We start from the raw sequence: 15,005 nt of genomic DNA on the forward strand, positions 1-15,005 counted from the left end.
ACAGAGCATCCGTGGCGGAACAGGGGCGTGCCCACTCAAGGTACTCCCATGCACGCCATGGCTGGTGATCAATGTCTATTCATCCGCAGCATGCTCAAATTCCAGCGCTTGGGGCCTGGGTGACCGTGCGCGACAATCTACCCGAATCCAATGCTCCAGACCGCCGTCATCCAGTGTCAGCGAAGCGTCATTCAATGGCTGGCCGTCGAGGGTCATGGAGGTGAAGGTCGAACTGCCCTGACGCACATCAAAGTGGTAGAGGGTTTTGCCGAAGCGGTAGTGCAGGAGGAAGCCCGGCCAGTCGACGGGTATCAGCGGTTCGATCCTGAGCGTGCGGCCGCTGCGTTGTACGCCCAGCAACGACTCGACAATCAGCCGGTACATCCAGCCCGCAGAACCGGTGTACCAGGTCCAGCCACCTCGACCGGCATGGGGCGCGGTGCCGTAGACATCCGCGGCCATCACATAGGGCTCGACCTTATAGGTCTCGATTTGAGCGTTGTTGGCAGGCGCGGCGGGGTTGATCAGATTCAGCAGTTCCCAGGCTTTGCCGGCTTCACCCAACTGCGCAAACGCCATGCCCGCCCAAACGGCAGCATGGGTGTATTGACCACCGTTCTCGCGCACGCCAGGCACGTAGCCCTTGATGTAGCCGGGGTCCAGGGCGCCCTTGTCAAACGGGGGATCCAGCAGCAACACGGCGCGGATGTCACGTTTGATCAGATGCTCATCCAATGACTGCATGGCCTTGATCTGGCGGACGGCAGAGCCGGCCCCCGACAGCACTGACCAGCTTTGAGCAATGGAGTCGATACGACATTCTTCATTGCTCGCCGAGCCGAGCATTTGTCCGTCATCGAACCAGGCGCGGCGATACCAGGCGCCGTCCCAGGCCGTTTTATCAAGGTTGCGTTGCAGTGTCACCGCGCTGTCGCTGCAGCGTTTGGCAAATGCGTGATCACCGTGCAGGCGAGCGGTCTCCGCAAATTGCTCCAGCACCTGATAGCTGAAGAAGCCCAGCCAGACACTTTCACCTGCACCCAGGTGGCCGACGCGATTCATGCCGTCGTTCCAGTCCCCGGAGCCCATCAGCGGCAACCCGTGATGACCGCGGCGCAGGCTGTGTTCTATCGCCCGCACACAGTGTTGATACAGGGACTCTCGCAGGGGCGATTCACCGGGGAGGTCATAGTAGGACTCTTCGCCGGCCACCAGTTGGCGTCCTTCCAGATATCCCGCGACCTCTTCCAGCACACCCGCGTCGGCGGTCATTTCGATATAGCGGTTGGTGGCGGCCACCAGCCACAAAAAATCATCGGAGCAGGCGGTGCGGACCCCTCGATTCATCGGCGGGTGCCACCAGTGTTGCACGTCGCCTTCCACATACTGATGGCCGGCGCATAGCAACAGGTGCGCGCGCACGGCTGCCGGATCGGCATGGATCATCGCCATGCTGTCCTGCAGCTGATCGCGAAAACCGATGGCGCCACCCGACTGGTAGTAGCCGCTTCGGGCCTGGAAACGGCACGCGATGACCTGATACATCAACCAGCCGTTGACCATGACGTCGACCGCAGGCGCGGCCGTTTCAATACGAATCACCCCGAGCAATGTGCGCCAGTGTTCCCGTACTTTATGCAATTCCTCGGCAGCCACCAGGCTGCCCCGATAACGCTGCACCAGTTGGGTGGCGGCGTTACTGGAAGACGCTGCCCCCAGACGCAGGATGACTTCCCGAGTATCACCTTCGCTGAGTTCGATCGGCACTTGCAGGGCGGCACAAGGGTCCAGGCCACCGCCCATGCGCCCGGACAGACCGGCGTGCTGCATCGCTGCCGGTGAGGCGAGGGTGCCATTGCGGCCGATGAATTCGGTGCGGTCACCGCTTACACCGTGATAGATCGTGTCAGTGTCAAAGAACGCCACCCGCTCGGAAAACTCCACCGAATAGGCGTTGCGGGCGAAGAAGGCCCCGCTGGCAGGATCCGATTGCGTGACCACATGCATCGCCGATTTGCTGCGCAGATCGCCCAGCACCCATTCCACATACCCTGTGACCGACAATGATCGGCGGCGTCCCGAGCGGTTGCTCAACACCAGCCGCGAAAATTTGATCGGCGCATCCAGCGCCACGTAGATCCACAGTTCGCTGTAAATGCCGTCTTCTTCATGTTCGAACACGCTGTAACCGAAACCGTGACGGGTCTGGTACGGGCCTTGTCCGGGGCAGGGTTGAGGCGCTGCAGACCAGAAGTGCCCGGTCTCTTCATCACGCAGGTAAATGGCTTCGCCGCTGCTATCGGTGACCGGATCGTTGTGCCAGGGTGTGAGGCGAAATTCGTGGGCATTTTCGGCCCAGGTATAGGCACTGCCGGCTTCCGAGACCACCGTGCCGAGATGTGCATTGGCGATCACGTTGACCCAGGGCGCGGGTGTCGGATCGGGCGCGAGCCCGGTGATGATGTACTCACCGCCATCGGCGCTGAAGCCGCCATATTCGTTGCTCAACAGCAGGAAGGGACGGTTCGGTCGTACCGATGCCGGCCGAGCCTGAAAATACCGGGTCGGCACAAACGGCGCGTGCACCGGTGATACTTTGCGCCGATGAATCTGTTCGGCAAGGCTGCCCAGATCTTCGCTCAGCACCAGCCTGGCAACCGAGAGGAACAGCACGCGATCTTCATTCGACATCTGCTGCGCGGGGCGCACAAAAATCCCGCCCGGGCGATCCAGCAGAGTGGCTTCACTGCCTGAAGTGATGAGGCCCAGGATCGCGTCCTGCAGTTGCTGGCGATAACCCGCCTGATCTTCGTTCCAGATCAGCAAATCGACCACCAACCCTTTTTGCCGCCAGTAGGCATGCGCCTGAATCAATTGCTGCGCCAGGGCGATGTTGTCCAGGCTCTGGATTTGCAGCAACACGATGGGCAGGTCGCCGGAGATGGACTGACCCCAGAGTCCCGGCTGATTGCGGCGATTGGCAATCAGCACCGCATTATCGGCGCGCATCGAGGCATTCGCATAAAGCAGCGACGAGGCCATCTGCTCGTACAGACGGGCATCGGACAACGAGGCGTTGAGCTGACGCAGAAGCACTTGGCTATGGGTCCAGGACAGGTCGAACACGCGGTCGGCGAGGTGGCGGTCGCGGTATTTGTTGATGAGGTAAAGGCAGTCATCACGGCTGTCGGCGACGCCGGTGACCAGGTCGATGGTGGCCTGCTGGCCGGGTTGCAGGGTAATCCTGCAGCGAATCGCGATCACCGGATCGAGCACCGGGCCTGCACTGCCTGACAAGCGCTGGCAATCGGCATCAAGGGCAGCGGGTGACACGAGGCTGCGTCCTCGGCCGATGAACCGGGCGCGATCGGTTTCGTACGAAATCGCATCGATGTCCACCCCGTGTGCCGCCAGCAAATGGCACATCCACGGCGTCGGCTCATCGCTGGCCCGTGGGCGGCGGCTACAGATAATCGCCTGAAGCGCAGGCAGTAATTCGGTCTGCACGAACAGCTTGCTGAACGCCGGGTGCATCGCGTCGTTGACCGGGGTTGTCAGCACGACTTCGGCGTAGGTGGTGATCTCCAGTGTCTTGGCCGAAGACGCTCGATTGGTGACATGCAGGCGGCGCAGTTCGATGTCGTCTTCAGGGGAGACAACAATCTCCAGGTGCGTGTCGAAATCCAGGTTGCGCGCACGGAACTCTGCGCGGGAATCGCAGAAGATCGCCTCGTGGCTCTCGGGTTGATGCATCGTCGGTTGATGCGCAGCCGACCAGACCGTGTTGCTCTGGACATCGCGCAGGTAGCAGAACATCCCCCAATTGTCCTGTGAGGTGTCCTCCTGCCAACGGGTGATCGCCATTTCATTACGGCGGCTGTAACCACCGCCGCCGCTGGTCAGCATGACGTGGTAGCGCCCGTTGGAAAGCAACTGCACGGCCGGGCGTTTGCGTCCCGGTTCGGAGAACACCCGAAGCCCCGTATCCTGGCCTTGGCCGACATCGCCGAGTACCGGCGACTGTGCGGTTTGCAGGTACGGCGCGGCGGATTTCGGCACCCGCTCCTGTAGCAGCAGCAGGGCTGATCGCAGCGCCGGGTCGGCCTCGAATCGCTGTTGCATGGGTTGATCGAGCAGTCGGCTAGTCAAGGCCAGCAAGCTCATGCCCTGGTGGTGAGCCATGAACGACCGGACTACGACGAAGTGTTGGCCGCGGGGTAAGCGGGCCTCGGTGTAGTCCACTGCTTCATACAATCCGAAACGTCCGGCGGAGCCTTGCAGGGCGAGGCGTTGCAAGTTCTTGCAGGCCGCATCGGCATCGACCATCAACGCCAGGGCGCTGGCGTAGGGCGCTATCACGACGTCATTGCTCAGCCCGCGCTGGAGCCCCAGGGCCTGAACGCCGAAGGCGCGGTATTGATAATTGAAGTGCGCGTCGACGGTGGAGTAACCCGACTCCGAAACGCCCCACGGAATGCCCAGCCTGTTGCCCTGTTCGATCTGCACCGACACGGCGGCGCGGCAAGTCTGGTCCAGCAGGCTGCCCTCGAAGTTAGGCATCACCAGCATCGGCATCAGGTATTCGAACATCGAGCCCGACCAGGACAGCAACGTCGGTACGCCAGCGTTTTCACTTAGCAGCCTTCCCAGGGTGAACCAGGCGCGTTGGGGGATTTGTCCTTGAGCGATGGCCACGTAATTGGTCAGTCGCACCTCGGACGCCAGCAGGTCGTAGTAACCGGTGTCGAGCCTGCGCTCCTCGGCGTTGTAACCGATGACAAACAGGTCACGCTGGTGGTCGTAAAGCAACGAGAAATCCATCTGCGCCAGCGAAGTGGCCAATAACGCCAGACGCCTCAGGGTTTCCAGACGCTGCGCGGCGTCACTGCGGACTCGCTCGACTTCAGGGTGATGCTCGGCGGCCCAGTCGGCGGGGTTCAGGCCGGCCAGTTGACGCAAGGTGCGAGGCGATTCAATCGTGACCGAGGGGGCAGGGAGGCGATAACGCTGCAGTTCTTCTGTCCAGTCGATGCATTGACGGGTAAACGCTTCTCGCCAGTAGAGGCTTTCCTCGTCGGAGTCCGCTGGCTGGCTGGTGACCATGATGCGAGCCGTATGCAGCAAATCTGCCAGCGCTTCAGGCGTCGCAATTGGCGAGACCAATTCAAGGCCTTTTCTCAATGACAGGGCGTATTCATCCACCCCCGAGGCGCGTTGGGAATCTGCAAGGATATCCAGGGTATCGCGCAGGCCCTTGATCACGGCGGGGCCGAACATAGGGGCGTCTGCCAGCTGCGCAATGCCGGTGCTCAAGGTCAACAGCAGGCCCGCCAGGTTGCCGCTGTCGACGGTGGAGACGTAATGCGGACGCAGCGGCTCGAGGGTCTGCGTGTCGTACCAGTTATAGAAATGCTCCCGATATCGCTCCAGACCGTCCATGCTGTCCAGCGACGCCGCAAGCCGGGACAGCAGCCGTTCAGTGCTCAAGTAAGCGAAATCGTGAGCGGCCAGGTGGGCGAGCAGCGACATGCCCATATTGGTCGGCGAAGTGCGATGGGCAATGGCAGGCCTGGGGTCTTCCTGCACGTTGTCCGGTGGCAGCCAGTGATCCTCGGGCCCGACGTATTGATCGAAGAACGCCCAGGTCTTGCGCGCCAGCAACCGCAGGAAGCGCAAATCATCCGTCGACGGTGCGAACACTGACTGCTTGGGTGCCGAACTGAGCCACCAAGCGATCCAGGGGCCCACTAACCAGGACAACAGTAGCGGACTGGCGATGGCCAGCGTCTGCGGATCCTTCACCAGCAGGGCCAATGAGATCAGGGCCGACACCGGCTCGATCCACATCTGGCGATAGAGGCCGGACAGCCGGTTTTCGGTGGTGCGCTCCACCTCTCGCGAAGGCTGCCATTGTAACAGTCGGCGTCTGCTGAAGCCGATTCGCCAGAGCGAGCGCAGGATGGCGTCAGCGCTGTAGAACATCTCGAAGGGCAGCCAGGCGAGCGTCAGACCAGCCCGGGCGAGGTCTTGTGTCAGATCACCCAGCAACGCCTTGAGGTATTGTCCATAAGGCACATCAGCGGGGGGCTGCATCAGATCAGTCACCGCTCGCAGCAACGGTTGAATCACCATCAACCCGATGACTGTCAGCGTCCAGTTCATTGGCTGACTGCTGGCAAACCAGCCCCATGCAAACATCAGCAGCAACGCCAGCGGTTCCAGGCTGCGTCGCAGATTGTCCAGAATCTTCCAGCGTGCCATGACGCTCAGCCTGTTGCGCACCCATTTGCCATCGGCGTTGCGCGCCCAGGGCAATGTCCACGGCAGCAGTTGCCAGTCGCCGCGAACCCAGCGATGCCGTCGTTTGACATCGGCACCGTAGCGCGAGGGGTATTGTTCGTAGACTTGCACGTCGCTGAGCAGGCCCGATCGTGCATAACACCCTTCGATCAGGTCGTGGCTGAGAATCTGGTTATCCGGCAAGCAACCTTCCAGGGCGCAGGTGAACGCGTCCACGTCGTAGATGCCCTTGCCGATGAAGGAACCTTGCTGGAACAAGTCTTGGTAAACGTCGGAAACCGACCGAGTGTAGGGGTCGACGCCGGCATCACTGCCAAACAGTCGGGCGTAGATCGAGCGCGTGGCGCTGGTCAGGCTGATGCCCACTCGCGGTTGCAACACCGCGTAGCCGGAAATGATCTGCTCGCCGTCACTGTCGAATATCGGACGATTCAACGGGTGCATCATGGCCGCCACGCATTGGCGCGCGACATCGCGCGGCAGCAGGGTGTCGGTGTCCAGCGTGATCACGTAACGCACCCCGCGCAGTGGCGTGATGTCGCCGACAATGGCGTTGAAACGTTCCTCTCCATGGCCACGCAACAGGGCGTTGAGTTCAATCAGCTTGCCGCGTTTGCGCTCGTGGCCCATCCACACGCGTTCGCTCGCGTTCCAGCGACGCGGCCGGTGCAGCAGAAAGAATCGGTCGCCGGGTCCGTCCGCGTATTTTCGATTGAGCAGGGTGATTGCACGGGAGGCTTGTGTGAGCAGCTCGGCGTCTTGCGGCTGAGACTCTTGCGGCGCATCCATAAAATCGCTGAGCAACGCGAAATACAGGTTGCTGTCGCGGTTGGCGAGAAACCGCACTTCAAGACCTTCCACCAGTTCGTCCACGTCTGCCGGGCTGGCGATCAGCGTCGGAATCACCACCAGGCTTCGCGCGCCATCGGGAATACCGCTGGCAAAATCCATTTTCGGCAGCGTCGTTGGCAACAGACTGAACGTCACCAACCAGTTGATCAGGCTGATCGCCAGTCGGCTGGTCATGATCAGGCAGGGAATCGCCATCATCAGAAGCGCCGCATCGGGCATCCCGTCGCGCTTCGCGGAGGCCAGTAAAGGCCAGGCGAAAATGAACGTTAGAACAGCCACCGGCGCCAGGTAAAACATCAGCGGCGACTGCTGTAACAACCGTTTCCAGCGCTCATGAAGCGGCACCCTGGCCTTGAGTCGTCGCTCCAGCGTCGGCAGCCCTGCGCTGATCAGGTAATACCCGACATGGCGGGCCAGCAGTTCGCTGGGGACTGAGGCGGTTCCGGCTGCGGCGAGATTGATCGCGGCGCGGGCGACCTGGATTTCCGAGTGCTGGGGGCTTCTGCGGGCAAGGCGTTCTATGACATGCCGATAGCTGTCGCGGGTGCTGAAATCCATCGTCCGGTAAATGTCTGCCGAGTCTTCATTGAGAATCTGTTCAACATGACTCATCGACTCGACAAACTTGCGCCAGTCAGTTGCGGACAAGAGGCGCAAACTGCCGATGCTGTTACTGATGGACACTTGATCCGCTGCCTGTTGTTGCGCATCAAGTTGTACTTGGCGTTCGATGCTGGAGCCTGTCTCGCTCAACATCTGTTCGATCCAGTTCAGCGCTAGCGCCAGCGCTGCGTTCTGACCCTGCAGGCGGCGGGTGAATTCGGCGACAAAGGCGGGGGTCATCGGCGGTGCGGAGCGGGCCATGTCGGCAACGGTCAGCACTACATTTTTGATGTCTCGTTCTGAGGTTTCGATCAAGCGCTCGGCCCAGTCATCAGCCAGATTGCGATCATCCGCGTTGGCCATTACCCGCGAGGCCACTCGCCGCAGGTTTTCGATCAACGCCAGACGCAGCATGATCGGTATCGCCCACAGTTCGCCCAGCGCAAGCGGCATCACGGTCTGATAGGAAAAAATGAAGCGGCTCAGGCTTTCCTCATCGACTCGACCGTCGCCATGGGAGATGGTCTCCAATGCGATGTCATAGACGCGAGGCAGCCCCGCCGACGGGCCGTTGATCAGGCGTGGCAACTCACGGCTATAGCCTTTGGGCAGGTGCGTTCTGGCGGTGCGAATGTTTTCCTCGATCAGATAGTAATTGTCCAGCAGCCATTCCGCTGCCGGCGTCACTCGTCGGCTGGACCCTTGCGCGTTGGTCAGCGCCGCGCAGCTGCGTTTGAGCAACGCCTCGTTGTCATCGAGCCTGTGCAGCATCGAGTCCCGTGCGGACAGCGTGGTCAGGCGATGTTGCCCAGCCAGGGCGATGCCGTGACTGGCCATCTGATCGGCGCTGAAAAGCTCCGAGCGCAATATGGGCTCGTATTTGAATCGGGGAGGGGGAAACAGGCGGGTTCGCCAAAAACCGGGCGAGCGAGAAAATACCTTCTGTAGGCGTGTCCATATGCTGTTCATAAGGTCCTGAGCCTGAAATGCATCATACAATTGCGTGCATTTTTATAGGTGCACCAACGCATAGCGCCAGCACCGAGCAGCGTTGGGTAGACGTAACTTGTCAACTTGAGTGTGGTGACTTGAAGGGCTGTTCGTCTGTTCGCTGGCGAACATAGCGCGCGTTCTTGGGATGTTCCTGGCGATGTCTGGAGTGACTGCTTCTGGCCGACTGCTGCGTGTTGTGACGGGCAAAGCTGAGTATCGGTGCCGACGCTTTCACAGCGATTGGAGGCTGGTCTTGATGGTCGTGACCACACGGTTGCGGCCTTCGTGTTTAGCGTGATACAGGCGTTGATCGGCTGTACGCAGAATGGCCTCGATGGTGTCGCCGTCGCGGCCAGATTGCGATACGCCGATGCTCACTGTGACCACGGTTGACCGCTGCTGGCCATGAAAAGAGTTATTTGCAACGCTGCTTCGCAGACGCTCAGCGATTACATGCGCGCCTTCTAGTGACGTCTGAGGTAGCAATATCATGAATTCTTCGCCGCCCACTCGGGCTACGCCGTCATACGGCCGGATCGAATCGAGGCATGTCTCCACGAAACTTTTCAGGATGTCATCGCCAACCTGATGGCCGAAGCGATCGTTGATGGACTTGAAATTATCCAGATCGAGTGCCAACACGGAGAACGGCTCACCGCCACGCTTGGTCCGGCCAATTTCGATTTCGACCCGCTCCATGAACCGACGCCGATTATCAGCGCCAGTCAGTGGATCGGTCGCGGCAAGGTGCCCGAGTTCTTGATTGGTGCGCTGGAGTTCCTGCAGGGCACTCTCGGTATAGGCCATCGCTTCGGCAAGACGGACCATCAACTCCTCTTGGCTGTAAATCTTCGAGAACGACCGCGTGGTGAGGAACGCTTGCACGACCCCATAGCTCAACATGAAGAATCCACCGGCGAAAATCGCATGAGCGAGCCACCACATATGGTTCCACGGACGTGCAAGGATAAAGGCAAGCGATGACAGCGCGAATGCGGTGACCGAAATGACAAAAATCATCATCAGCGGCGAACGGATACGGCGCAGCAGGAGCATTATCACGGTCAATGTGGAAAGAACGAGGGCGCCCCCTTCCATCGAGAGGCGCACCGCGAGGTTGCCGGCGATCGGCGAATTCGCGACGTACGCTACTGCCACGTCAACCAGTAGGAACAGTCCTATCCAGGTCAACCACTGGCGGGCCTTCATTCGTTGGTCCGCGGCATCGGGTGGGCGGTGGTACGACAGCATTCCGACTAACAGCAGAACCGACATGACCAGTCGAGAGGCTGGTCCATACAACAGGAAGAGCCAGATATTGTGGTGTGCAAGTCCGGTGAACGCACCATGCAACGCGTAGATCACTACAAAACCGAGAAAACCAAGCGTCATCCATCGCAGCAGCGGATCTCCCGATGACTGATAGCAGCGCCACGTGACGTAAGTAACAAACAAGCCTGCCAAGGTGGCTGCCGTGATCGCAAATATATGGAACAGGTGGTTCTCGAAGATAAGGGTGGGGTCTTGAAAGAAGTATAAGTAGCCAATCAGATAGGCCGGAACAAACGCAAATCCTGCGAGCAGCAAGTAGGCGTAAACCTTCACCATGAGGCGAACGGCTTCAGGTGGCTCGCCGGTGGCGATGAGATTGCTCATGGTTCCCTCCATTTGAATCCATTTAGCCAACACCGGTCCGAAGTTGGAGCCGCTTACACGCCAACGGCCCCTCGCATCATTACGCAAATATGGGATGGGCCGATCTATTGCATTTCAATATTAGACTCCCTACAAATATCTGCTGCCGAAGCAGGTAAAAATGTTCACGTGAACGCCATCCACCAATAACGAATGTCTCATTATTCGCATTGGTCAAGGGTTAGCTGTCCTTCCTCAAAATCAAGTGGACACCACGCCTGGACTCGCGAAGTCAGCTAGATGGCTTTGCCGGATCCATACAGTTAATTGTCCCGGTCTCCCTCGACACAGGAAGATGTTCGATGGGGCAGCTTTGGGTCCGATTTCGGTCAGTCGTGAGAGGCAGGAGTTGGCCGGAAGCGGTCGTTAGTCGTTTGATAGCTATGGAAGGCAACACGGCCTGAGGACGCTAGGGCGTAAAGCCCTAGCAGAGAGTAGATGTCACTTTTTCTTTTTCGCCGGCTTTTCTGCCTTGTCTGATTTCTTAGCCTTTTCTGGCTTGCTATCAGCTTTTTTTGCAGATTTCTTTGGTTCGGCATCTTTTTTCTTGTCTTTCTTTTCGGAAGATTTCGAAAGAGCCGAGGCCGCCGCTGATTTCTTTGCCGGTGATGACTTTTTGTCTTTCAATTCCTTGCTGGCGTTCGAAGCGTCACCTTTGCTTTTCTTCTCGTCTTTAGCCATGTTGACCACCTCTCCGAGTATGCCGGTATTGGCACATTGCCTGTGCGAATATCCACAAGCTGATCATTAGGCGAGCGCATCCAACAGCGGTTCAAATTCTTTTGATGCGTTGAGACAGGCTTTGGATGGTGCACGGATATGTACTGAGATCTGGGCATCCTGAATGGGTCAACCGCTACGCCTCCAAGTGCATCCATAACTTCTCAAAGAGCGTAGGCATACCCATGGTGCCTGTTTCTACTCCAATGTCCGATTCTGGCCGATTACGGTTCCCGCCCGCCAGGCGCCCGCGGACTCCAGGTATGTGCATGAAGTGGGTGAGATTGGCGCGGCCGGGATTCTAGGCGCCTATCCGATGTACTACTCCTCGTTCATCGCCATGCTGGTGGGACCGGTGCTGCACATCGCCTTCAGCGTGGCGACCAAGGGTCGTTACTACTTCAAGAACTTCCCGCAGGATATGGCGACCCAGTGGCAGCCTGCAGTCGACTACAGAGGACCGCGGCCGGCGGTGGAAGCGCTCTGACGCATTGGTTTTTCACGAAAAAGAGGCTTCGGCCTCTTTTTTCGTTCCAGCCATTTCATTGAGCGGATCAGCAAGCAACGCTGAGGTTACCGTGAGGCCACGGTCGTTTCGTTGCCAGACGCAAACATCGGCAAGCGCTGCAACATCCAGTTCAGCAACTCCTGAGCCGGGGCGGCCAGTGGTCGGCCGGACTTCACCAGCAGTTTCGCCTCCACCCCCAGAAACAGCGGATGGTCGATCGATACCGCCGCCAGGCTGCCTTTGGCGATCTCCCGATAAGCCGCGAATTCGCCGAGCAACGACGCGAAATCTCCGGAGGCCACCAGGCGTTTGAGCGCTGCGAGGGAGTTGCTGACCAGCGCCGGCCGAATTTCGATCTTCTCGGCGTACTCCAGCATCTTGATCGCATGACCGATACCGAAGGTGGGGGGCGTCAATACCAGTTGGCAGGTGAGTATGTCCGCGACTGTTGCCGGTCCCCCTCGCAATGCCAATGGATGATCGGGTCGAACCAGCAGCATCACCGGCTGCGATGACGTCGCGCAGAAATCGATGTGCGAATGCGGAGGAGGGCTATAGGCAAGGCCGATGTGCGCACGGTTTTCGGCGACTTCATTCAGCACGTCGTCCACGGGCAAGATGTCCAGCCTGACATCGAGCTTGGGGTACTGTTTGCAAAACGGTGCGAGCACGTTATCGACCAATGCATCGACATACCCCTCGCTGATCACCACTCGCACATGGCCTTGCTGCAGGCCTTTGATCGCCTGGAGCTGGTCTTCGAGCTTCTCCTGATGGGAGCGATACCCTCGCCAGAACTCCAGCAAGTGCGCCGCGGCCTCGGTGGGTTGGACGCCACGGGCCTGACGCTCGAACAGCTTCGCCCCCAATTCCTCTTCCAGCAACTTGATCTGGCGCGTGATCACCGAGGGCGACGTATTGATGTTGTCCGCCGCACCGCGAATCGACCCGTGGACCAGCACCTCGTGGAAATACCGCAGCCGTTGTTGGTTGATCTCGCGCATGCAGGGCCTCCCTCAAAAAGATTGTGTTGCCTGTAGAGCAACGATACACGAACTTAGTTGCTCTTGCTGGTCATGAGGTGCCGGTGCAACATTCCTTGGCACGAACGCAGACCAACAAGAATAATTGGAGAGTCGCATGTCAACCTTTTCAGCATCGGCAGGAAGTGATGCCACTTCCGCCCTTTACCGCAAGCTCAATTGGCGGCTGCTACCGCTCCTGTTCATTTGCTACGTCTTTGCGTATCTGGACCGGATCAACGTCGGCTTCGCCAAGCTGCAGATGCAACATGATCTCGGACTTTCCGATGCGGCTTACGGCGCGGGCGCAGGGATTTTCTTTCTGGGGTATGTATTGTTCGAGATACCGAGCAACCTGATGTTGCCGAAGGTGGGTGCGCGAAAAACCTTCAGCCGCATTCTGGTGTGTTGGGGCATCACCTCGGCCTGCATGCTGTTCGTGCGCAACGTGCCGATGTTTTACGCGATGCGTTTTCTGCTGGGTGTATTCGAAGCCGGTTTTGCGCCGGGCATGATCTATTACTTGTCCTGCTGGTACGGTCCCAAACGCATGGCGCGGGCCATTGCGATCGTGTTCATCGCCGGCCCCATCGGCGGGATTGTTGGCGGCCCATTGTCGGCCTGGTTGATCACTACGTTTGAAGGTGTTGGCGGCATGGCCGGGTGGCAGTGGATGTTCCTGATTGAAGGCCTGCCTTGCGTGTTCCTTGGCATTCTGACCTATTTCGTTCTTTCCAATCGGCCCTCGGAAGCCCGTTGGCTGAGTACTGAGGAGAGGACACTGTTGGAGAGCGAACTCGGTGCATCGACGGGGCGAGTCCATTCGTTCCGGGCAGTGTTGCGCGACCCGAAAATCTACGTCCTGGCGTCAGCCTATTTCTGCATCATTTTCTCGATCTACGCCATGAGTTTCTGGCTGCCGGCCATCCTCAAGGCCCAGGGCGTCAACGACACCATGCAGCTGGGTTGGTATGCCGCAATTCCCTACGTCGCAGCGGCATGCGGCATGTACTGGATTGGGCGCCGGTCGGACCGGGTCGGTGAAAGACGCTATCACTGCGCAGTCCCTGCGGGCATCGGCGCAATCCTGCTGCTCATGTACCCCTTTGCCGACGGTCACCTGATCGCGTCGCTGGTTCTGCTGACCCTGGCAACCGCCATGATGTTCATGGCCTACACCGTGCTATGGGCAATGCCGTCCGAACACATCAAGGGCGATGCGGCGGCGGGCGGTATCGCCTTGATCAACACCATCGGTCTTTCCGGCGGCTTCTGGGGGCCCGCTGTGATTGGCTGGGCAAAAACGGCAACCGGCAGCGCCAATCTCGGCATCGTTATTGTGGGCTGCGTGTTCCTGTGCGCAGCGTTGGTAATCCTTTCCACCAAACCGCGCACCCGTGATAACTCGGTTTCTGAATTCAGTGCGGGTTGATCAACCGCCTCCTACTTGATCAATCGTGTTCCGAAAGGAACCTTTTTAAAGAGAGAATCCACATGCTTTTACACCTATCGACCTGGGCCGAGATCGGGCAATTCCTTGAACGCAGCCGCACTATCGTGATCCCGATCGGCTCCAACGAACAACACGGTCCGACCGGTCTTTTGGGGACCGACTGGATGTGTCCCGAAATAATTGCACACCAGGCGCAGAAATCCGCTGACATCCTGATTGCTCCTACCTTCAACATCGGCATGGCCCAACACCATCTTGGATTCCCCGGGACCATTTCACTTCGCCCGTCGACGTTCATAGCCGCGATTGGCGACTGGGTACGTTCGTTGGCCGCTCACGGGTTCGAGAAAATCCTCTTCCTCAACGGCCATGGCGGCAACGTCGCATCAATCGAAGCGGCGTTCTCGGAGCTCTATGCCGAAGCAAGCTTCGCTCGACGCCCCGCGGGGTTCGCGCTGAAGTTGTGCAACTGGTGGGACCTGGAAGGGGTAGGTGATCTGGCGCGAGATCAATTCCCTACCGGCCACGGCATTCATGCCACGCCGTCCGAAATTGCCGTCACCCAATGGGCTTACCCGGACGCGATCAAGTCCGCCCAATACTCGCCGCAGATCGCGCCGTGGGGACCTATCCGCGAAGCGCTCGATTTCCGCGCACGTCATCCGGATGGGCGCATGGGGTCGGATCCGTCCCTGGCCAGCCCGGACAAAGGCCGCGACTTGGTGATGTTGGCAGCGCAGGGCCTGGTGCAGGAACTCGACGCCTTCAACCGTGAATCGATTCCCTCCTAAACAATCGGATTCAGACTTTTCAACTTGGCCAACGCCCGGAATTTCCGGGCGTTGGCACATCCTGTTCG

General features: G+C 59.1%; 7 protein-coding genes. 3 read left to right on the plus strand and 4 right to left on the minus strand.

The annotated features are described in order from the left end of the window. Positions 1-75: 75 nt before the first annotated feature. From KJF94_RS09985 to KJF94_RS09995, 3 genes are all read right to left on the minus strand, one after another. Complete coding sequence (locus KJF94_RS09985) at positions 76-8,724, minus strand: glycoside hydrolase family 94 protein (RefSeq protein WP_214382997.1); 8,649 nt, start codon at positions 8,722-8,724, stop codon at positions 76-78. A 255-nt stretch (positions 8,725-8,979) separates the two neighbouring features. Continuing rightward, a complete protein-coding gene (locus KJF94_RS09990; RefSeq protein ID WP_214382999.1) occupies positions 8,980-10,404 on the minus strand; it encodes a GGDEF domain-containing protein in 1,425 nt (474 codons plus the stop codon). A gap of 480 nt (positions 10,405-10,884) precedes the next feature. Continuing rightward, the gene (locus KJF94_RS09995; RefSeq protein ID WP_214383001.1) at positions 10,885-11,133 is read right to left on the minus strand and encodes a hypothetical protein; all 249 of its coding nucleotides are present in this window, start codon (positions 11,131-11,133) and stop codon (positions 10,885-10,887) included. A gap of 295 nt (positions 11,134-11,428) precedes the next feature. Here KJF94_RS09995 and KJF94_RS10000 point away from each other — a divergent pair, with 295 nt between their 5' ends. Beyond that, on the plus strand, positions 11,429-11,650 hold the full coding sequence (locus KJF94_RS10000) for a hypothetical protein (protein WP_250548258.1): 222 nt from the start codon (positions 11,429-11,431) through the stop codon (positions 11,648-11,650). Positions 11,651-11,736: 86 nt separating this feature from the next. Here the strand turns inward: KJF94_RS10000 and KJF94_RS10005 are convergent, their stop codons facing one another. Then, positions 11,737-12,675 (minus strand): LysR family transcriptional regulator, encoded by a 939-nt coding sequence (locus KJF94_RS10005; RefSeq protein ID WP_214383003.1) that lies wholly within the window; start codon positions 12,673-12,675, stop codon positions 11,737-11,739. Between the two features lie 136 nt (positions 12,676-12,811). Between KJF94_RS10005 and KJF94_RS10010 the strand changes: the two genes are divergently transcribed. Together KJF94_RS10010 and KJF94_RS10015 are read left to right on the plus strand one after the other, a co-directional pair. Beyond that, positions 12,812-14,125, plus strand: a complete 1,314-nt coding sequence (locus KJF94_RS10010; protein WP_214383004.1) for an MFS transporter — start codon at positions 12,812-12,814, stop codon at positions 14,123-14,125. A gap of 62 nt (positions 14,126-14,187) precedes the next feature. After that, complete coding sequence (locus tag KJF94_RS10015; protein ID WP_214383005.1) at positions 14,188-14,937, plus strand: creatininase family protein; 750 nt, start codon at positions 14,188-14,190, stop codon at positions 14,935-14,937. The last annotated feature ends 68 nt before the right edge of the window (positions 14,938-15,005 follow it).

It is taken from the genome of Pseudomonas hormoni (assembly GCF_018502625.1).
In the GTDB taxonomy this organism is placed as follows: domain Bacteria; phylum Pseudomonadota; class Gammaproteobacteria; order Pseudomonadales; family Pseudomonadaceae; genus Aquipseudomonas; species Aquipseudomonas hormoni.

Bases quoted from the DNA above. Each gene is read 5' to 3' on its own strand.
- KJF94_RS09985 (WP_214382997.1), bottom strand. From the start codon at position 8,724: ATGAACAGCATATGGACACGCCTACAGAAGGTATTTTCTCGCTCGCCC.
- KJF94_RS09990 (WP_214382999.1), bottom strand. From the start codon at position 10,404: ATGAGCAATCTCATCGCCACCGGCGAGCCACCTGAAGCCGTTCGCCTC.
- KJF94_RS10005 (WP_214383003.1), bottom strand. From the start codon at position 12,675: ATGCGCGAGATCAACCAACAACGGCTGCGGTATTTCCACGAGGTGCTG.
- KJF94_RS10010 (WP_214383004.1), top strand. From the start codon at position 12,812: ATGTCAACCTTTTCAGCATCGGCAGGAAGTGATGCCACTTCCGCCCTT.
- KJF94_RS10015 (WP_214383005.1), top strand. From the start codon at position 14,188: ATGCTTTTACACCTATCGACCTGGGCCGAGATCGGGCAATTCCTTGAA.